The organism is Streptomyces sp. NPDC006332 (assembly GCF_040612855.1).
Lineage (GTDB): Bacteria > Actinomycetota > Actinomycetes > Streptomycetales > Streptomycetaceae > Streptomyces.
In genome coordinates this window covers 96,287-115,173 of the sequence record NZ_JBEXRA010000020.1, presented here as the reverse complement: position 1 = coordinate 115,173, position 18,887 = coordinate 96,287, and the positions used below count along the sequence as shown (strand labels likewise).

Sequence of the window (18,887 nt, the reverse complement as noted above, 5' to 3'; positions counted from 1 at the left end):
GGCAGGGGAGAGGCAGCGGTGGTCGTCGGTCACCGGACGAGCGGCCGTACACGGTCGACGAAGGCTCGGCGGCCCCGGGTGGTGCCCCGCGGCCCGGCGCTGTCGGGCCCACGTCATATCCTGATCCTCACAGGCCATCGGCTGACGAAGGAGTCCGAAGGTGCCGTCGATGCTCGATGCGGTCGTGGTGGGTGCGGGGCCGAACGGACTGACCGCTGCTGTGGAGCTGGCCCGCCGGGGCTTCTCCGTGGCCGTCTTCGAGGCCCGGGACACCGTCGGCGGGGGAGCCCGCACCGAGGAGCTCACGCTTCCCGGCTTCCGGCACGACCCCTGCTCGGCGGCCCACCCGCTCGGCATCAACTCGCCGGCCTTCCGCGCGATGCCCCTCCAGCGGTACGGCCTGGAGTGGCTGCACGCCGACCTGCCCATGGCACACCCCTTCACCGACGGCACCGCCGCCGTCCTGGCGCGGTCGGTCGGCGAGACGGCCGCCTCGTTCGGCCCGCGCGACGCCGGCACCTACCGCAGACTGGTCGAGCCCTTCCTGCCCAAGTGGGACACCCTGGCCAGGGACTTCATGTCGCTGCCGCTCACCGCGCTGCCCCGGGACCCGGTCACCCTCGCCCGCTTCGGTCTCGTCGGCCTGCCCCCGTCCACCTGGCTGACCCGCCGCTTCCGCGACGAGCGGGCCAGGACCCTGTTCGCCGGTCTCGTGGCCCATGTCATGGCCCCGCTGGGCGGCTTCGCCACCGGCGCGATCGGCCTGGTCTTCGCACTCGCCGCGCACGCCCGCGGCTGGCCCGTGGCGCGCGGCGGCTCCCAGTCCATCTCGGACGCGCTCGCCGCCTACCTCAAGGACCTGGGCGGCGCCATCCACACCGACTACGAGGTCAAGCGGCTCGACGACCTGCCGCCCGCCCGCGCGTACGTCTTCGACACCTCGCCCACCGCGCTCGCCCGCATCGCCGGCTTGGGCACCTACTACGAGGGCTATCGGTACGGCCCCGGCGTCTTCAAGATCGACTATGCGCTGGACGGCCCCGTGCCGTGGACCGCGCCGGAGCCGCACAGGGCCACCACCGTGCAGATCGGCGCGGACAGCGCCGAGATCGGCAGCGCCCTGCGCGCGGCGTCCCGGGAGGGCCGCGCACCCGACAAGCCATTCATGATCACCGTGCAGCCCAGTGTCGTCGACCCCGGCCGGGCCCCGGCCGGCAAGCACGTGTTCTGGGCGTACGGCCATGTCCCCAACGGCTGGACCGGAGACCTCACCGAGGCCATCGAACGCCAGCTGGAGCGGTTCGCCCCGGGCTTTCGCGACCGGGTCCTCGCCCGCGCGACCGCCGGACCACCCGAACTCGCCGCCCGCAACCCGAACTACGTCGGCGGCGACATCTCCTCCGGAGCGGTCTGCGGACTCCAGACCCTGCTGCGCCCCAGACTCTCCCTGTTCCCGTACGGCACCCCGCACCCCGCCGTCTTCATCTGCTCCTCGGCCACCCCGCCCGGGCCCGGTGTGCACGGCATGTCGGGCCACAACGCGGCGAAGGCCGTCTGGAGGAGGCTGCGCCAGACATGACCACCATCACCCTGGCGCAGGGCGACATCACCCGGCAGCGCGCCGACGCCATCGTCAACGCGGCCAACTCCTCGCTGCTCGGCGGGGGCGGCGTGGACGGCGCCATCCACCGCCGCGGCGGCCCCGCGATCCTGGCGGAGTGCCGCGCACTGCGCGCCTCGCCGTACGGCAGGGGCCTCGCCACCGGCCGCGCGGTCGCGACGACCGCGGGTGAGCTGGACGCCCGCTGGGTCATCCACACCGTCGGCCCGCGCTTCACCACCGAGGAGGACCGCTCGGAGTCGCTGGCCTCCTGCTACCGGGAGTCACTGCGGGTCGCGGACGAGCTGGGTGCTCGCACGGTCGCGTTCCCCGCAGTCTCCGCCGGCATCTACGGCTGGCCGGTGGAGGACGCCGCCCGCATCGCGGTGGAGACCGTGCGTGCCACGCCCACGGCGGTCGAGGAGGTCAGGTTCGTCCTCTTCGACGACCGGGCGTATGACGCATTCGCCGCGCGACTTGGCTGACGAAGTCGCGGTTCGGGGTTCCCGCTGGTGTCTGAGTTCCCAAAATCGTGGTGCCCGGTGTGTGGGCGTCCTCGACCGAGGCCCGGCGTCCACGGGTGAGCAGGCCGTCCCCGCGGCCGTGCTCCAGGATCTCGGCCACCAAAATTGTTCCGGTGCGGCTCGATGATGCTCCGGCAGTCGAGGAACTCGGATCAGCGGCTCGGATCAGCGGCTCGGATCAGCGGCTCGGATCAGCGGCTCGATCGGCGGCCGGATCGGCACGTTGTCGCGAAGCCGCTGTTCAGGCGGCGGCGGGGAGGGGCGCGGGCGCGGCCGCGGTCCGCAGGGGTGTCACGGTGGGCCGGATCAGACCGTTCTCGTAGGCGAAGGGCACCAGCTGCACGCGAGCGCGGGCGCCGGTCTTGGTGAGGATGTTGCTGACGTGGGACTTCACGGTGGTGGGGGCGATGTGCAGTCGCTCCGCGATCTCGGCGTTCGACCAGCCGGAGGCGACCGCGGTGAGCACGTCCCGCTCCCGCTCGGTGAGCGTGCCGATCCCGTGTGTCCGCTCGGGTGCCGCGGCGGGACGGAGGCTGCGGACGGCGTCGATGAGTTCGCGGGTCAGGCTGGGGGAGATGACCACGTCACCGACGGCCACGGCGTGCACGGCCGAGGCCAGCTCGTCGGGCGTGACGTCCGGGAGGACGAATCCGCCTGCCCCGGCGCGCATGGCGGCGTACGCGTCCGTGTCCTGGCCGGAGGGGCTCAGCAGGAGCACGCGGGACGAACGAGCGAGGCGGCGGACGGTCTCGATCCCGCCGGAGTCGAGGCCGGAGCCGTCCATGAGGACGACGTCCGGACGGAGCCGGTCGCTCGTCCGGATCGCCTCCGTCTCGTCGGCTGTTTCGCCGACGACGGTCAGACCGGGCCGGGACGACAGGAGCATGCGCAGACCGAGTCGTTGCAGGGACTGCTGATGCAAGACGAAGACGGTGACCATGCTCGCCCCTTCTGAACGAAACGGTTTCGTTCGCCTAGGGAAAGAGTAGCTCTCGCGCTTATCGAAACGGCGTCGTTTCTTGTGTGGCCTGCATCACATGCGAAGAGGGGGCGGCTCGCATCGGCCAAACAGGACCGAACAAAGTCCGACAAGATCATTGCTTCGGTTGTGTTCGAGTCCTAGGGTTTCCTGGCTGACGCACCCTCAGTCCGCGCACCCCCACCGTCGCACCGAGGAAGGCCCCGCCATGCCGCACCCGCACGTGCCCCACGCCGACCGACCGCTCGTCAGCCGTCGCCGTCTCCTGGAGGGGGGTGCCGCGGTGTTCGGTGCGCTCGCCCTCTCCGCGTCCCCCTCCCTCGCGCACGCGGCCGGCCGGCGCGCGCCGGCGGACGGCACCCCGGAGTGGAACGGCAACATGGCCGTCTTCCGGCTGGGCAGCGAGCCGCCGCACAGCACCCTCATGCCGTACCAGGACGTCAGGCAGGCCCTGGCCGCCGACCGCACCCGCTCGCCCTACCGCCTCAGCCTCGACGGCATGTGGAAGTTCGCCTACGCCGACCGTCCCGACGACCGCGACGTCGACTTCCACCGTACGGACCTCGACGACGGGGACTGGGACACCATCCCGGTCCCCTCCGCCTGGCAGCTGCACGGCTACGACCGCCCGATCTACATCAACATCACCTACCCGTGGTGGGGCCCCAACGGCCGGGGCGAGGAGGCACAGCCCCCGGCCGCCCCCACCCGCCACAACCCCGTCGGCCAGTACCGGCGCACCTTCACCGTCCCGCGCGACTGGGCCGGACGGCGGACGTTCCTGCACTTCGAGGGGGTCAAGTCCGCCCACTACGTGTGGATCAACGGGGAGTTGGTCGGCTACCACGAGGACTCCTACGACCCCGCCGAGTACGACATCACCCCTCACCTCAAGCCGGGCACCAACCAGATCGCGGTCGAGGTCTACCGCTACTCCGACGGCGACTGGCTGGAGGACCAGGACATGATCCGGCTGAGCGGCATCTTCCGCTCGGTCCACCTGTACTCCACGCCCGCCGTGCACCTGCGCGACTTCAAGCTGGACACCCCGCTCGGCGACGACTACAAGTCCGCCGAACTGTCGGTCACCGCGAGCGTGCGCGACTACGGCGGCAAGGGCGCCGGCCGGTACTCCGTCGAGACGCAGCTGTACGACGCGGGCGGACACCCGGTCTGGTCCCGCCCGTTGCAGCAGACCGTCGCTCTGGACTCCGGCGACGAGACGACCGTACAGGCAGCGAAGGCCGTGCCCGCGCCGCGCCTGTGGTCGGCCGAGCACCCGAACCTCTACACCGCGGTGCTGCGCCTGCGTGACCCGTCCGGCAAGGTGATCGAGACCCTCTCCCACCGGGTCGGCCTGCGGGAGTTCGCCCTCAAGGACGGGCTGATGCGCATCAACGGCAAGCCGGTCTCCTTCCGCGGCACCAACCGTCACGAGATGCATCCGGTGCACGGCTCGGCGCTCACCCGCGCGGACCTCGTCGAGGACATCGGCATCATCAAACGGCTGAACATCAACAGTGTCCGCACCTCGCACTACCCCAACAACCCGCTCTGGCTGGAACTCGCCGACGAGTACGGCCTGTACCTCGTGGACGAGACCAACCTGGAGACCCACGGCATCCGGGACGAGTACCCCGGCGACCACGCCGAGTGGACCAAGGCATGCGTGGCCCGCGCCCAGAGCATGGTCCACCGCGACAAGAACCACGCCTCGGTGGTCATCTGGTCGCTCGGCAACGAGGCGGGCGGCGGCAGCACCTTCAACGCCATGCACGACTGGATACGCTCCTACGACCCCACCCGCGTCATCCAGTACGAGGGCGACGACCGGCCGGGCATCAGTGACATCCGCTCCGAGATGTACGACAGCCCCTCGCGCGTCGAGGCACGGGCGAAGGACACCGGCGACACCCGGCCGTACGTGATGATCGAGTACTCCCACGCGATGGGGAACTCCAGCGGCAACTTCAAGAAGTACTGGGACGTCGTCCGCCGCTACGACGTCCTCCAGGGCGGCTGGATCTGGGACTTCGTCGACCAGGCCCTCACCTGGCCCACCCCGACCCGCAAGCTGCTCACCGAGTCCGGACCCCGCGCACTTCGCGGCGAGGTCATCGCCCCCAGCGGCGGTTTCGGCCGCGACATGGGCGTCTTCGGCGGCACCGTCTTCGCCCGCGACGCGAGCCTCGACCTCACCGGCTCGCTGACCCTGGAGGCCTGGGTCACCCCGCACTTCACCGGCGGCCACCAGCCGATCCTCGCCAAGGGCGACACCCAGTACGCCCTCAAGCAGTCGGACACCACCCTGGAGTTCTTCATTCACGGCGGCGGCCAGTGGGCCACCGCCAGTTGGGCGCTGCCGGACAACTGGACCGGCAGAGAACACCACGTCGCGGGAGTCTTCGACGCCCAGGCGGGCACCCTGACCCTCCACGTCGACGGCGCGGCCCGCGCCACCCTCACCACCACCCGGCGCCCTGCCGTCAACACGGCCCCGCTGTCCCTGGCCACCGACGTCGACAACCCGACCCGCGAGTTCAGCGGCACCATCCGCAGGGCACGCGTGTACGCGCGTGCCCTGAGCGCGAGCGAGCTGGCCTCCGACAGTCGTGGCCCTCGCGACGAGGGTGTGCGGTTCTGGTTCGACGCCGCCACCGTCCGCCTCACCGAGAAGCGGCCCTCCGAGAAGACGTTCCTCGCCTACGGCGGCGACTGGGGCGACAACCCCAACGACGGGGCGTTCTCCGGAGACGGCATCGTCACCGCCGACCGCGGCCACACCGGCAAGGCCGCCGAGGTCAAGCAGATCTACCAGGCGATCAACGCCGCCCCCACGTCCGGCGACGCGGTCACCTCGGGACGGGTCACCCTCACCAACGAGTACCTGTTCACCAACCTCCGCGAGTTCGACGGCCGTTGGTCGCTGCTGGCCGACGGCAAGGTCGTCCAGCGAGGCAGGCTGACCCGCGATCAGCTGGACGTCCCGGCGCTGACCAGCAAGGACATCACCGTCCCGGCGCGGGTGCCGACGCGTGGGGCGCCCGGCACGGAGTACTTCCTGCATCTCTCCTTCACCACGAAGGAGCCCACCAAGTGGGCCAAGGCCGGCTTCGAGGTCGCCAAGCAGCAACTCCCCGTCACCGCGAGCGGCCCCGCCGTGACGCCCGTACCGCTGGAGCGCGTACCGACGCTGCGCCACGAGGACGGCTCGAAGACCGTCACCGTCCGGGGCGAGGGATTCTCCGTCACCGTCGACAAGAGCAGCGGGACCATCACCTCGTACGAGGCCCACGGCGCCCGCCTGATCACCTCGGGGCCGGTGCCGAACTTCTGGCGGGCGCCCACCGACAACGACCGCGGCAACGGGCAGCACACCCGCAACCAGACCTGGCGCGACGCGGGCGCCCGGCGCGAGGTCACGGACGTCAAGGTGCGCGCCCTGCGTGACAGGGCCGTCGAGATCAAGGTCAGCGGCACTCTGCCGACGACCGTCGAGTCGACGTACACCACCACCTACACCGTCTTCGGCAACGGCGAGATCAAGGTGGACAACACCCTGCACCCGGGGGCGGCCTCACTGCCGTACATCCCCGAGGTCGGCACCCTGCTGTTCCTGCCGGGGCGACTGGAGCGCCTGCACTACTACGGCCGCGGTCCCGAGGAGAACATGTGGGACCGCAACAACGGCACCGACGTCGGCCTGTACTCCGGCACCGTCGCCGAACAGTGGACCTCCTACCTGCGCCCGCAGGAGAACGGCAACAAGACCGACGTCCGCTGGGCCGCGCTGACCGGCCCGGGCGGTGTCGGACTGCTGGTCAGCGGGGAGCCGCTGATCGAGGTCAGCGCCTCGCACCTGACCCCGGAGGACCTGTCGGTGGGGGCCCGCCACGACTACCAGCTCACGCCGCGCGACGAGGTCGTCCTGCGGGTGAACCACCGTCAGATGGGTGTCGGCGGCGACAACAGCTGGGGGGCGCACACCCACGACGAGTACAAGCTCCTCGCCAACCGTGACTACGCCTACACCTACCGGCTGCGCCCGCTGCGGGACGTCGGGAAGGCAACGGCGGCCTCGCGGCGGCCGACGGCGACCGAGTGACCGCGCGGCCGGCCCGGGACGCCGACGAGGCGGTGTCCCGGGCCGCCGTTACGCCCGCCCCGGCCGCCCGGCGGCCGGTCCCGCGGAACCACGGGGATCCGGCCGGGTCCTGGACAGCCGAGGTTGATGTCGGATTCTCGCCAGCCCTCACCCTCCCCGTGTCCGATGCTGGAGACATGCAGAGGGGAATGCACACCGACACCGAGCGCTGCGTGCGCGCCGTGCAGTCGAAGGACGCACGCTTCGACGGCTGGTTCTTCACCGCCGTCCTGACCACCCGCATCTACTGCCGACCCAGCTGCCCGGTCGTGCCGCCCAAACCCGAGAACATGACCTTCCACCCGAGCGCGGCGGCCTGCCAGCAGGCCGGCTTCCGGGCCTGCAAGCGCTGCCGCCCCGACACCAGCCCGGGCTCACCCGAGTGGAACCAGCGCGCCGACCTGGTGGCCCGGGCGATGCGGCTCGTCGCCGACGGCGTCGTGGACCGCGAGGGCGTGCCCGGACTCGCCGCCCGGCTCGGCTACAGCAGCCGGCAGATCGAACGTCAACTGCTCGCCGAACTGGGCGCGGGCCCGCTCGCCCTCGCCCGCGCGCAGCGCGCCCAGACCGCGCGCCTGCTCATCGAGACGACCCCGCTGCCGATGGCGGAGATCGCCTTCGCCGCCGGGTTCTCCTCCATCCGCACCTTCAACGACACCGTGCGCGAGGTCTTCGCCCTCTCCCCGAGCGACCTGCGCGCCCGGGTACCGAGGAAGAACACCCCGCTCGCTGACGGGGCGGCCGCCCCGGGCACCCCAGGGGCACTCACCCTCCGGCTCCCCTTCCGCGCCCCCCTCAACCCCGACAACCTCTTCGGTCACCTCGCGGCGACCGCCGTCCCGGGGGTGGAGGAATGGCGGGACGGCGCCTTCCGGCGCACGCTGCGACTGCCGTACGGCCACGGCATCGTGGCCCTCACGCCCCGGCCGGACCACATCGCCTGCCGACTCACCCTCAGTGACCTGCGGGATCTGACCGTCGCCATCAGCCGCTGCCGCCGGATGCTCGACCTGGACGCCGACCCGGTCGCGGTCGACGACCAGCTGCGCACCGACCCGGTCCTCGCGCCACTCGTCGACAAGGCACCAGGTAGGCGGGTCCCACGCACCGTCGACGAGGCGGAGTTCGCCGTACGCGCGGTGCTCGGCCAGCAGGTCTCCACGGCGGCGGCCCGCACCCACGCCGCCCGCCTGGTCACCGCGTACGGCGACCCGGTGGACGATCCGGAGGGGGGCCTCACCCACCTCTTCCCGTCCTCGGAGGCGCTCGCCGCCCTCGACCCCGAGTCACTCGCGATGCCACGCACCCGCCGCACCACCTTCACCACCCTGGTGGCCCAACTCGCCGACGGCACCCTCAACCTGGGGGTGGAGAGCGACTGGACCCGAACCCGCGCCCAACTCCTCGCGCTCCCGGGCTTCGGCCCCTGGACGGCCGACGTCATCGCGATGCGCGCCCTCGGCGACCCGGACGCCTTCCTCGCGACCGACCTCGGAATCCGCCGCGCCGCACAGGAGCTGGACCTGCCCTCGACGCCGGCGGCGCTCACGGCCCGCGCGGCGGCCTGGCGGCCCTGGCGGGCGTACGCGGTCCAGTACCTGTGGGCGACCGACAGCCACCCGATCAACTTCCTTCCCGGACAAGGACGTTCGTGATGAGCTCGACGAAGCAGCACACCGTGATCGACAGCCCCTACGGCCCTTTGACGCTCGTCGCCGACGACGGCGTCCTGTGCGGCCTCTACATGACCGACCAGCGCCACCGCCCCGCGGAGGAGACCTTCGGCACCCGCGCTGAGGCCCCCTTCGCCAAAGCCCCCTTCGCGGCGGCCGAGGAAGAACTGGAGGCCTATTTCGCGGGCGGGTTGAAGGAGTTCACCGTCGAACTCGGCCTGCGTGGAACCCCGTTCCAGCGCAGCGTCTGGGACCAGCTGCGGAAGATCCCGTACGGCGAGACCCGCACGTACGGCGAACTGGCCGACGCGCTCGGCAACCCCACCGCCTCTCGCGCGGTGGGGCTCGCCAACGGCAGGAACCCGGTCGGCATCATCGTGCCCTGCCACCGTGTCGTCGGCGCGAACGGCGGTCTCACCGGATACGGCGGCGGCCTGGACCGCAAGCAGCGCCTGCTGGACTTCGAGAGCGGAGCGGCGCTGTTCTAGACCCTATACAGGCCCTATACAGGCCCTGAGGTCAGGCCGGCCCGCTCAGCCCACCCGGTTCCCGTTCTCCAGCTCCGCCGTCCCCGAGCCCTCCGTCAGAACGTCGAGCGCGGACACGACGCGGCGCCCCAGGGAGCCCGGCAGGTACTCGGTGAGTTCCTCGCGCGGTACCAGCCGCCAGGACAGCAGTTCCTCCTCCTGGAGCCGGATCGCCTTGAACTCGTCCTCGGTGAGCACCCCACCGTCGTACAGGTACGCCACCAGCGGCGGCCGGCCCGTCCCGTGCACCCAGTCCACCGCGAGCAGCCGCCCGAGTTCCCGGTCCAGGCCGATCTCCTCCGCGGTCTCCCGGCGCGCGCCCTGGCGCGGGGTCTCACCGTCGTCGGACTCGATCGTGCCGCCGGGCAGCGCCCAGCCCTCACGGTAGTTGGGTTCGACGAGCAGCACCCGACCCTGAGCGTCACGGAAGAGGGCGGCGGCCCCGGCGAGCACCCGGGGGAGCCCCGCGATGTAGGCGGCGAAGTCTTGAGTGGTGGTCATCCGGAAAGGGTATCCAGCTTCCCCGCCCGCTCCGGTCAGCCGCGACCTCGGCCGCGGCGCCGGTCACGGCTCCGTCTGCGCCAACCGCAGCGTCCGCCGCGCCAGTTCACTGATCCGTGCCCCGTCGAAGCCGAACACCGCGCTGCGTACCGTGTCCTCCAGCGGATCCTTCCACTGCTCCGGGATGGCCTCGGCCCCGGTCAGCACCCCCGCCACCGAACCCGCGGTCGCGCCGTTGGAGTCGGTGTCCAGGCCACCGCGCACGGTGAGCGTGATGGTGCGGGTGAAGTCGCCGTCGCCGTACAGGAGCCCGGCGGTCAGGACGGCCGCGTTCGGGACGGTGTGGATCCAGCCGAGCCCCGCGGTCTCCTCGGCGACCGTGCTGAGCGTGTCCTCCCAGGGCATCCGGGTGGCGTGCAGCGACACGACACGGCGCACGGTCCGGGCCAGGCGGCTGTTCGCCGGGACCACCGTGAGTGCCTGGTCGACGGCCTGGCGCACCGTGCCGGCCGTGAACGCCGCCGCGATCAGCGCCGCCGCCCACATCGCGCCGTACACCCCGTTGCCGGTGTGGGACAGCACCGCGTCCCGGCGGGCCAGCGACGCCGCCCGGCGCGGCACACCCGGACAGGTCCAGCCGTAGATGTCCGCCCGGATGAGAGCCCCGATCCACTCCTGGTACGGATTGTCGTAGGTCGCGGTGAGCGGCGGTTTCAGCCCGTTGGCGAGGTTGCGGTACGCGGCCCGCTCGGCGGTGAAGGTCTGCCGGTACGGCAGCCGGAGCAGCCACAGCTCGCCGACCTGCTCCGTGCTGAACCCGAAGCCGTGGGTCTCCAGCAGGTCCAGGCCGAGGATGGCGTAGTCGACGTCGTCGTCCCGGCAGCTGCCGTGAATGCGGCCGCGGACGCACTGGCGCCACTCGGGGCGCAGCTCGATGCCCTCGCTCGCGCCGACGGGCTCGGGCAGGTAGTCGGTGAGCGGCAGGGCCGCCGCCTGTCGCAGATAGCGGTCGATGCGGTCCCGCGTCCACAGGTCGCCCTGCTCGACCGGCTTGCCGAGCATGTTGCCCGCGATCCGGCCGAGCCAGCCCCCGAGGACGCGGTCGGCAAGTTCTGGCTCGATGCCCACTGGGGTCATACCTACCGTCTACCCGGTTGTGGGGGCGTCCGCGCGCGGTTCGGGCGCCACGTCCCCGGCGTGTTCCGGGGACCGGTCGGTGCATGACGGCGGGGTCGTCCTGCGGTTAAGGTCACAGCGGCGCGACTGGCCTTGACGTGCGTGGGGCCTGAGGAGCAAGGGGAAGACACGGTGGCGGACGCTGCAGGGAACGACGCCCGGGCGACAGCGCGGGTGCTCATCGCCGCGGACAAGTTCAAGGGCTCACTGACGGCCGTACAGGTCGCCGAGCGGATCACGGCCGGGCTGCGCGAGGTTCGGCCTGACCTCGTGGTGGAGGCGCTGCCGGTGGCCGACGGCGGCGACGGAACCGTGGATGCGGCGGTCGCCGCCGGGTTCGACCGACGTGAGGTCCCCGTCGCGGGGCCGCTCGGCCAGGAGGTGACGGCCGCGTTCGCGCTGCGCGGGGACACGGCCGTCGTGGAGATGGCGGAGGCGAGCGGGCTGCAGCGGCTGCCCGCGGGTGTCTTCGCACCGCTGACGGCCTCCACGTACGGCTCCGGCGAACTGCTGCGGGCCGCGTTGGACGCGGGCGCGCGGACGATCGTGTTCGGGGTCGGCGGCAGTGCCACCACGGACGGCGGCGCCGGCATGCTGTCCGCGCTCGGCGCGCGGTTGCTGGACGCGGACGGGGAGCCGGTGCCCCCGGGCGGCGGCGGCCTCGCCGGCCTGGCCTCGGCCGACCTGTCCGGACTGGACCCGCGGCTCGCGTCCGTGGAGTTCGTGCTCGCGAGCGACGTCGACAACCCGCTGACCGGACCCAAGGGCGCACCGGCCGTCTACGGCCCGCAGAAGGGCGCCTCGCCGGACGACGTGGCGGCGCTGGACGAGGCACTCGCGCACTACGTGACGGTGCTGGAGCGGGCGGTCGGCGCGAAGGCCGCCGCGTACGCGGCCTCGCCGGGCGCCGGCGCGGCGGGCGGCATCGGCTACGGCGCGCTGCTCCTCGGAGCCCGCTTCCGGCCCGGTATACAGATCATGCTCGACGTCCTGGGCTTCGCGCCCGCGCTGGAGTACGCGACGCTGGTCATCACCGGCGAGGGATCCCTGGACGAGCAGACGCTGCACGGCAAGGCTCCCGCGGGCGTCGCCGCGGCGGCACGCGCCAAGGGCAAGGAGGTCGTCGCGGTGTGCGGTCGGCTCGCCCTGCCGCCGGAGGCGCTCGGCCGGGCCGGTTTCCGGCGGGTGTACCCGCTGACCGACGTCGAGCCGGACGTGGCGACCTGCATCACGGACGCGGGGCCGATCCTGCAACGGGTCGCGCAGCAGATCGCCCGCGACTTCCTGACCTGACCCCGGACAGGCGAAGGGCCCCGGACCATGCGGTCCGGGGCCCATGCGCGAGCGAGGTGGGTTACGGCTGTGCCGCCCGCGCCTCACGTCGGTTGCCACGGAAGTTGTTCACCCGGCGAGCCGTGGCGAACAGCGGGATAACCGCCCCCATGACCAACTGCAGCGCACAGCCTGTCTGAAGCAGCAGCTGTCCGCCCGGCGCGTCGAACGCCCAGGCCGCCAGCAGCCCCATGGACAGCACGATCCACGAGAGCATCGCCACCGCGAGGCGACCCCGCGGCTTCGGGTACTCCACCCGGCTCACCATCAGCCAGGCGGTACCCAGGATCGCGAGGAGCGTCGCCACGAAGGGCAGCTCAAGGAGCACGATCGAGACCACCGTCAGCGCCCCGAACGGCGACGGCATGCCCTGGAAGGTGCCGTCCTTCACCGTCACGCACGAGAATCTGGCCAGCCGCAGCACGACGGCCAGGAGCACCACGATCGCCCCCACCGCCGCCACCCGCTGGTACGCGCCGTCCGCCACCATGCCGTAGACAAGCACGAAGTACGCCGGCGCCAGGCCGAAGCTGATCAGGTCGGAGAGGTTGTCCAGCTCCGCGCCCATGGGGGAGGAGCGCAGCTTGCGCGCCACCAGGCCGTCGAACAGGTCGAAGACCGCCGCGCACAGCATCAGGATGACCGCCGTGGCCGCGCTGTTGCGCGCCATGCCGGACTCCTGGCTGCCGGTGAGGTCCGGGATCAGGATGCCGGTGGTGGTGAAGTACACGGCCATGAAGCCGCACGTGGCGTTGCCGAGGGTGAGGGTGTCCGCTATTGAGAGGCGGAGAGAGAGGGGCATCTCCTCCTCGTCGTCCACCTCGTCGGCCCCGGGCATCCAGCCCGCCTGGGTCTCGGGATCAATCACGGTCAATGCGAGTCACCCCAGCCACCGTCTTCTCGCCCACCTCTACCGCGACCTCCACGCCCTCGGGCAGGTAGATGTCGACACGCGAACCGAAACGGATCAGCCCGATCCGGTCACCCTGCTCGACCTTGGTGCCCTGAGGCACGTAGGGGACGATGCGACGGGCCACCGCGCCGGCGATCTGGATCATCTCGATGTCACCGAGTTCGGTGTCGAAGTGCCAGACGACGCGCTCGTTGTTCTCGCTCTCCTTGTTGAACGCCGGAACGAACCCACCCGGGATGTGCTCGACCGACGTCACCGTGCCGGAGAGCGGCGCCCGGTTGACATGGACGTTGAGCGGGCTCATGAAGATGGCGACGCGGGTGCGGCCGTCCTTCCACGGCATGATGCTCTGCACCACACCGTCGGCGGGCGAGATGACCCGGCCCTGGGTGATCTCGCGCTCGGGGTCGCGGAAGAACCACAGCATGCCCGCCGCGAGCGCGGTGGCGGGTACGGCGACGGCCTTGGCGGCGCCGGAGCGGCGCGCCCGGACCAGGCTGAGGGCTGCGGTGGCGACGGTCGGAAGAAGCCACGGCGATGCTCCGCGCGCCAGGCGTACGCCTGCCAGGCTGTCGCGAGGTGCAGAGGTTTGGCTGTGGGGCATGGATGACCTTCGTAGCGGATGATGCCGCACTGCAACGGGGGACGGCGGCTTTCCCGGGAGGATACCGGTCGCGGGCCACAACTGGGCAAGCCAGGAAGCCGAGTCGGCGGCTGAGGACCGTTGACGGGGTGTGATCTTCTTCTCGAAGAAAACACCCCCAACCGGGACATCTAGCTCTGGAGTCGATACTCTTCGAGCAGCCTGCGACCGATGATCATTTTTTGGATCTCGGCGGTACCTTCACCGATCAGCAGCATCGGAGCCTCACGGTAGAGGCGCTCGATCTCGTACTCCTTGGAGAAGCCGTAGCCGCCATGGATCCGGAATGCGTCCTCCACGACCTCCTTGCAGTATTCGGAGGCGAGGTACTTCGCCATCCCTGCCTCAAGGTCGTTACGTTCGCCGGAGTCCTTTTTGCGAGCCGCGTTCACCATCATCGCATGGGCGGCCTCGACCTTGGTAGCCATCTCGGCCAGTTTGAACTGGATGGCCTGGTGCTGGGCGATCGCCTTGCCGAAGGTGTGCCGCTGCTGGGCGTACGAGACACCCAGTTCGAAGGCACGCTGAGCGACGCCACAGCCACGTGCCGCCACGTTGACGCGGCCGACCTCCACGCCGTCCATCATTTGGTAAAAACCTCGGCCGGTGGTCCCGCCGAGCACCCGATCGGCCGAAACGCGCAGGCCATCCATGATCAGTTCGGTGGTGTCGACCCCCTTGTAGCCCATCTTGTCGATCTTCCCGGGGATGGTGAGGCCGGGGCGGACCTCCCCGAAGCCGGGCTCCTTCTCGACCAGGAAGGTCGTCATCGACTTGTGGGGCGCGGTCCCCTCCGGGTGTCCTTCGTCACTCCGGACGAGAACGGCGACCAGGCTCGACGTACCGCCGTTCGTGAGCCACATCTTCTGGCCGTTCAGGACGTAGTCGTCGCCGTCCTTGACCGCCTTGGACGTGATCGCCGAGACGTCCGAACCCAGTCCCGGCTCCGACATCGAGAAGGCGCCGCGGATGTCGCCGGCCGCCATCCTCGGCAGGAAGTGCTCCTTCTGCTCCCGCGTGCCGTGCTGCTTGAGCATGTACGCCACGATGAAGTGCGTGTTGATGATGCCGGACACCGACATCCAGCCCCGGGCGATCTCCTCCACGCACAGCGCGTACGTCAGGAGCGACTCGCCGAGACCGCCGTACTCCTCGGGGATCATCAGCCCGAACAGGCCCAGTTCCTTGAGCCCGTCCACGATCTGCTGCGGGTACTCGTCGCGGTGCTCCAGCTCGGTCGCGACCGGGATGATCTCCTTGTCCACGAAGTCGCGGACGGTGGACAGGATCTCCTGCTGGATGTCGGTCAGACCGGCGGTCTGGGCGAGTCGCGCCATGGCTACTTCTCCTGCTCCGTGAGCTGGGGCCGGCCGGGCTGCTCGCCGCCGCGCTCCTTGATGTACGTCTCGGTGGGCACCATCACCTTGCGGCGGAACACGCAGACCAGCGTGCCGTCCTGCTTGTAGCCCTTGGTCTCGACATGGACGATGCCGCGGTCGCCCTTCGACTTGGAGGGCCACTTGTCGAGCACGGTGGTCTGGCCGTAGATCGTGTCGCCGTGGAAGGTCGGCGCCACGTGCTTGAGCGACTCGATCTCCAGGTTGGCGATCGCCTTGCCGGAGACGTCCGGTACGGACATGCCGAGCAGCAGGGAGTAGATGTAGTTCCCGACGACGACGTTCTTGCCGAAGTCGGTCGTCTTCTCCGCGTAGTTGCTGTCCATGTGGAGCGGGTGGTGGTTCATGGTGAGGAGACAGAAGAGGTGGTCGTCGTACTCGGTGACCGTCTTGCCCGGCCAGTGCTTGTACGTCGCCCCGACCTCGAACTCCTCGTAGGTGCGTCCGAACTGCATGGCCGTCACGCCTCCGGGATCTCGAACGAGCTGGTGCGCCGCATGCCGGCGGCCCGGCCCTTGCCGGAGATGACCAGTGCCATCTTGCGGCTGGCCTCGTCGATCATCTCGTCGCCGAGCATCGCGGAGCCCTTCTTGCCGCCCGCCTCGGAGGTGTAGTAGTCGTACGCGTCCAGGATCAGCTCGGCGTGGTCGTAGTCCTCCTGCGAGGGCGAGAAGATCTCGTTGGACGCCTCGACCTGGCCCGGGTGCAGCACCCACTTGCCGTCGAAGCCGAGGGCGGCGGCGCGTCCGGCGACCTCGCGGTAGCCGTCGATGTTGCGGATCTGCAGGTAGGGGCCGTCGATCGCCTGGAGGTCGTTGGCGCGGGCGGCCATCAGGATCTTCATCAGGATGTAGTGGTAGGCGTCCGCCGGGTAGCCGGGCGGCTGCTCGCCCACGACCAGCGACTTCATGTTGATCGACGCCATGAAGTCCGCCGGGCCGAAGATGATGGTCTCCACCCGCGGGGAGGCCTGCGCGATCTCGTTGACGTTGTTCAGGCCCTGCGCGTTCTCGATCTGCGCCTCGATGCCGATGCGGCCGACCTCGAAGCCCATGGTCTTCTCGATCTGGGTCAGCAGCAGGTCGAGGGCCACGACCTGCTGGGCGTCCTGCACCTTCGGCAGCATGATGCAGTCGAGGTTGGGGCCGGCGCCCTCGACGACCGTGACGACATCCCGGTACGTCCACTCGGTCGTCCAGTCGTTGACGCGCACGACCCGTGTCTTGCCCGTCCAGTCGCCCTCGTTGAGGAACTTGACGATGGTGTGCCGCGCGTCGGGCTTGGCGAGCGGCGCGCACGCGTCCTCCAGGTCCAGGAAGACCTGGTCGGCGGGGAGGCCCTGCGCCTTCTCCAGGAAGCGGGGGTTGCTCCCGGGGACCGCGAGGCAGGAGCGTCGCGGACGCAGACGGTTGACGGGCGTTGTCATGCGGGGACCTCCAGGGGGTCGAGCTTGTTCGCTGTGCGGATCTCGTCGACGACGCGGCCGATGATTCCGGTGATGTCGAAGTCCTTCGGGGTGAACACCGCGGCCACTCCGGCTGCCCGCAGTTGCTCGGCGTCCCCATTCGGGATGATGCCACCGGCGATCAACGGAATGTCTGTGGCACCGGCCACACGCAGCCGTTCGAGCACATCCGGGACCAGCTGGGCGTGCGAGCCGGAGAGGATCGACAGGCCCACCGCGTGCACGTCCTCGGCCAGGGCGGCGTCCACGATCTGCTCGGGCGTGAGGCGTATGCCCTGGTAGATCACCTCGAAGCCGGCGTCACGGGCCCGCACGGCGATCTGCTCGGCGCCGTTGGAGTGCCCGTCCAGGCCGGGCTTGCCGACCAGGAAGCGCAGCTTGCCGACACCGAGGTCCTTGGCCGTGACGTCCACCTTTCGGCGCACCTCGGACAGGGCCGAGCCCTCCTCGGCGGGGATCGCCACCGGCGCCGACGAGACGCCGGTCGGGGCCCGGAACTCGCCGAACACCTCCCGCAGCGCCCCCGCCCACTCACCGGTGGTGACACCCGCGCGGGCGCACTCCAGGGTGGCCTCCATCAGGTTGTCGGTGCCCTTGGCGGCCTCCTTCAGCTTCTCCAGCGCCTTGCAGGGGCGCGGGTGGTTGAACGGCGGCTGGTAGCGGGTGTCGCGCCAGTGCTGGAGCGAGGCGATGACCCGGGCCTCGACGGCCGGGTCGACCGTGTGGATGGCCGTGTCGAGGTCGGCCGTCAGCGGGTTCGGTTCGGTCGTCTCGAAGATGTTGACGCCGATGATCTTCTCCTGGCCGGACTCGATACGGCCCCGGCGCTCGGCGTGCGAGGAGACCAGCTGCGACTTGAGGTAGCCGGACTCCACGGCGGCCATCGCGCCGCCCATCTCCTGGATCCGCTCGATCTCCGCGAGCGACTCCTCGACCAGCTCGCCCACCTTCGCCTCGATGACCTTCGAGCCCTCGAAGATGTCGTCGTACTCCAGCAGGTCGCTCTCGTGGGCCAGCACCTGCTGGATGCGCAGCGACCACTGCTGGTCCCAGGGCCGGGGCAGCCCCAGGGCCTCGTTCCAGGCGGGGAGCTGCACGGCACGCGCGCGGGCGTCCTTGGAGAGGGTCACGGCGAGCATCTCCAGCACGATCCGCTGGACGTTGTTCTCCGGCTGCGCCTCGGTCAGGCCGAGCGAGTTGACCTGGACGCCGTAGCGGAAGCGCCGGTGCTTGGGGTCCTCGATGCCGTACCGCTCACGGGTGATCTGGTCCCAGATGCGGCCGAAGGCGCGCATCTTGCACATCTCCTCGATGAAGCGGACCCCCGCGTTCACGAAGAAGGAGATGCGGCCGACCACGTCGCCCATGCGTTCCTGCGGCACCTGGCCGCTGTCCCGGACGGCGTCCAGCACCGCGATCGCCGTCGACATCGCGTACGCGATCTCCTGGACCGGAGTGGCGCCCGCCTCCTGCAGGTGGTAGCTGCAGATGTTGATCGGGTTCCACTTCGGCAGGTGGGAGACCGTGTACGCGATCATGTCCGTGGTCAGGCGGAGCGAGGGTCCCGGCGGGAAGACGTGCGTGCCCCGGGACAGGTACTCCTTGACGATGTCGTTCTGGGTCGTGCCCTGGAGTTTGGTGATGTCCGCACCGTGCTCCTCCGCGACGACCTGGTAGAGCGCCAGCAGCCACATGGCGGTGGCGTTGATCGTCATCGAGGTGTTCATCTGCTCCAGGGGGATGTCCTGGAGCAGCCGGCGCATGTCACCGACGTGCGCGATCGGCACGCCGACCCGGCCGACCTCGCCGCGGGCGAGGATGTGGTCGGAGTCGTAGCCGGTCTGCGTCGGCAGGTCGAACGCGACCGACAGGCCGGTCTGGCCCTTGGCGAGGTTGCGCCGGTACAGCTCGTTGGACGCCTCGGCCGTGGAGTGACCGGCGTACGTGCGCATGAGCCACGGCCGGTCCTTCTCCCGCCGCCCGTCGGCGGTCTGACGCTCAGTCATCTGTGCC

At 70.5% G+C, this 18,887-nt stretch carries 15 protein-coding genes; 6 read left to right on the top strand and 9 right to left on the bottom strand.

Annotated features, from left to right (window positions below; all coding sequences use genetic code 11):
- Positions 1-169 precede the first annotated feature (169 nt).
- Positions 170-1,579, top strand: a complete 1,410-nt coding sequence (locus ABZ027_RS19900) for an NAD(P)/FAD-dependent oxidoreductase (RefSeq protein WP_356769989.1) — start codon at positions 170-172, stop codon at positions 1,577-1,579.
- Positions 1,576-2,085 (top strand): O-acetyl-ADP-ribose deacetylase, encoded by a 510-nt coding sequence (locus ABZ027_RS19895; protein ID WP_356769987.1) that lies wholly within the window; start codon positions 1,576-1,578, stop codon positions 2,083-2,085. The genes ABZ027_RS19900 and ABZ027_RS19895 overlap by 4 nt, the downstream gene beginning before the upstream one ends.
- A 280-nt stretch (positions 2,086-2,365) precedes the next feature.
- Here the strand turns inward: ABZ027_RS19895 and ABZ027_RS19890 are convergent, their stop codons facing one another.
- On the bottom strand, positions 2,366-3,064 hold the full coding sequence (locus tag ABZ027_RS19890) for a response regulator transcription factor (protein ID WP_356769985.1): 699 nt from the start codon (positions 3,062-3,064) through the stop codon (positions 2,366-2,368).
- A gap of 247 nt (positions 3,065-3,311) precedes the next feature.
- Between ABZ027_RS19890 and ABZ027_RS19885 the strand changes: the two genes are divergently transcribed.
- The 3 genes from ABZ027_RS19885 to ABZ027_RS19875 all read left to right on the top strand — a co-directional run bounded on the left by ABZ027_RS19885 (position 3,312) and on the right by ABZ027_RS19875 (position 9,408).
- The gene (locus ABZ027_RS19885; RefSeq protein WP_356769983.1) at positions 3,312-7,208 is read left to right on the top strand and encodes a glycoside hydrolase family 2 TIM barrel-domain containing protein; all 3,897 of its coding nucleotides are present in this window, start codon (positions 3,312-3,314) and stop codon (positions 7,206-7,208) included.
- A 176-nt stretch (positions 7,209-7,384) separates the two neighbouring features.
- The gene (locus tag ABZ027_RS19880) at positions 7,385-8,902 is read left to right on the top strand and encodes an AlkA N-terminal domain-containing protein (protein ID WP_356769981.1); all 1,518 of its coding nucleotides are present in this window, start codon (positions 7,385-7,387) and stop codon (positions 8,900-8,902) included.
- Complete coding sequence (locus ABZ027_RS19875; protein ID WP_356769979.1) at positions 8,902-9,408, top strand: methylated-DNA--[protein]-cysteine S-methyltransferase; 507 nt, start codon at positions 8,902-8,904, stop codon at positions 9,406-9,408. Before ABZ027_RS19880 ends, ABZ027_RS19875 begins: the two co-directional genes overlap by 1 nt.
- A 45-nt stretch (positions 9,409-9,453) precedes the next feature.
- Here the strand turns inward: ABZ027_RS19875 and ABZ027_RS19870 are convergent, their stop codons facing one another.
- Complete coding sequence (locus tag ABZ027_RS19870) at positions 9,454-9,948, bottom strand: NUDIX hydrolase (RefSeq protein WP_356769978.1); 495 nt, start codon at positions 9,946-9,948, stop codon at positions 9,454-9,456.
- A gap of 63 nt (positions 9,949-10,011) precedes the next feature.
- Complete coding sequence (locus tag ABZ027_RS19865) at positions 10,012-11,085, bottom strand: ADP-ribosylglycohydrolase family protein (RefSeq protein WP_356769976.1); 1,074 nt, start codon at positions 11,083-11,085, stop codon at positions 10,012-10,014.
- A 213-nt stretch (positions 11,086-11,298) separates the two neighbouring features.
- Here ABZ027_RS19865 and ABZ027_RS19860 point away from each other — a divergent pair, with 213 nt between their 5' ends.
- Positions 11,299-12,417 (top strand): glycerate kinase, encoded by a 1,119-nt coding sequence (locus tag ABZ027_RS19860; RefSeq protein ID WP_356770063.1) that lies wholly within the window; start codon positions 11,299-11,301, stop codon positions 12,415-12,417.
- 61 nt (positions 12,418-12,478) lie between these two features.
- On the opposite strand, the gene pssA is transcribed toward ABZ027_RS19860, so the two are convergent.
- The 6 genes from pssA to ABZ027_RS19830 form a co-directional block, all read right to left on the bottom strand.
- Positions 12,479-13,294, bottom strand: coding sequence for a CDP-diacylglycerol--serine O-phosphatidyltransferase (pssA, locus tag ABZ027_RS19855; protein ID WP_356770061.1), 816 nt, complete (start codon positions 13,292-13,294; stop codon positions 12,479-12,481).
- A 22-nt stretch (positions 13,295-13,316) separates the two neighbouring features.
- Positions 13,317-13,973: a phosphatidylserine decarboxylase gene (locus ABZ027_RS19850; protein WP_356769974.1), complete on the bottom strand. Its 657-nt coding sequence runs from the start codon at positions 13,971-13,973 to the stop codon at positions 13,317-13,319.
- 170 nt (positions 13,974-14,143) lie between these two features.
- The gene (locus ABZ027_RS19845) at positions 14,144-15,349 is read right to left on the bottom strand and encodes an acyl-CoA dehydrogenase family protein (protein WP_356769972.1); all 1,206 of its coding nucleotides are present in this window, start codon (positions 15,347-15,349) and stop codon (positions 14,144-14,146) included.
- A 2-nt stretch (positions 15,350-15,351) separates the two neighbouring features.
- On the bottom strand, positions 15,352-15,864 hold the full coding sequence (locus ABZ027_RS19840; protein ID WP_356769970.1) for a MaoC family dehydratase: 513 nt from the start codon (positions 15,862-15,864) through the stop codon (positions 15,352-15,354).
- A 5-nt stretch (positions 15,865-15,869) separates the two neighbouring features.
- On the bottom strand, positions 15,870-16,835 hold the full coding sequence (locus tag ABZ027_RS19835) for a CoA ester lyase (protein WP_356769968.1): 966 nt from the start codon (positions 16,833-16,835) through the stop codon (positions 15,870-15,872).
- Positions 16,832-18,880, bottom strand: a complete 2,049-nt coding sequence (locus ABZ027_RS19830) for a protein meaA (protein WP_356769966.1) — start codon at positions 18,878-18,880, stop codon at positions 16,832-16,834. The genes ABZ027_RS19835 and ABZ027_RS19830 overlap by 4 nt, the downstream gene beginning before the upstream one ends.
- Between the last annotated feature and the right edge of the window lie 7 nt (positions 18,881-18,887).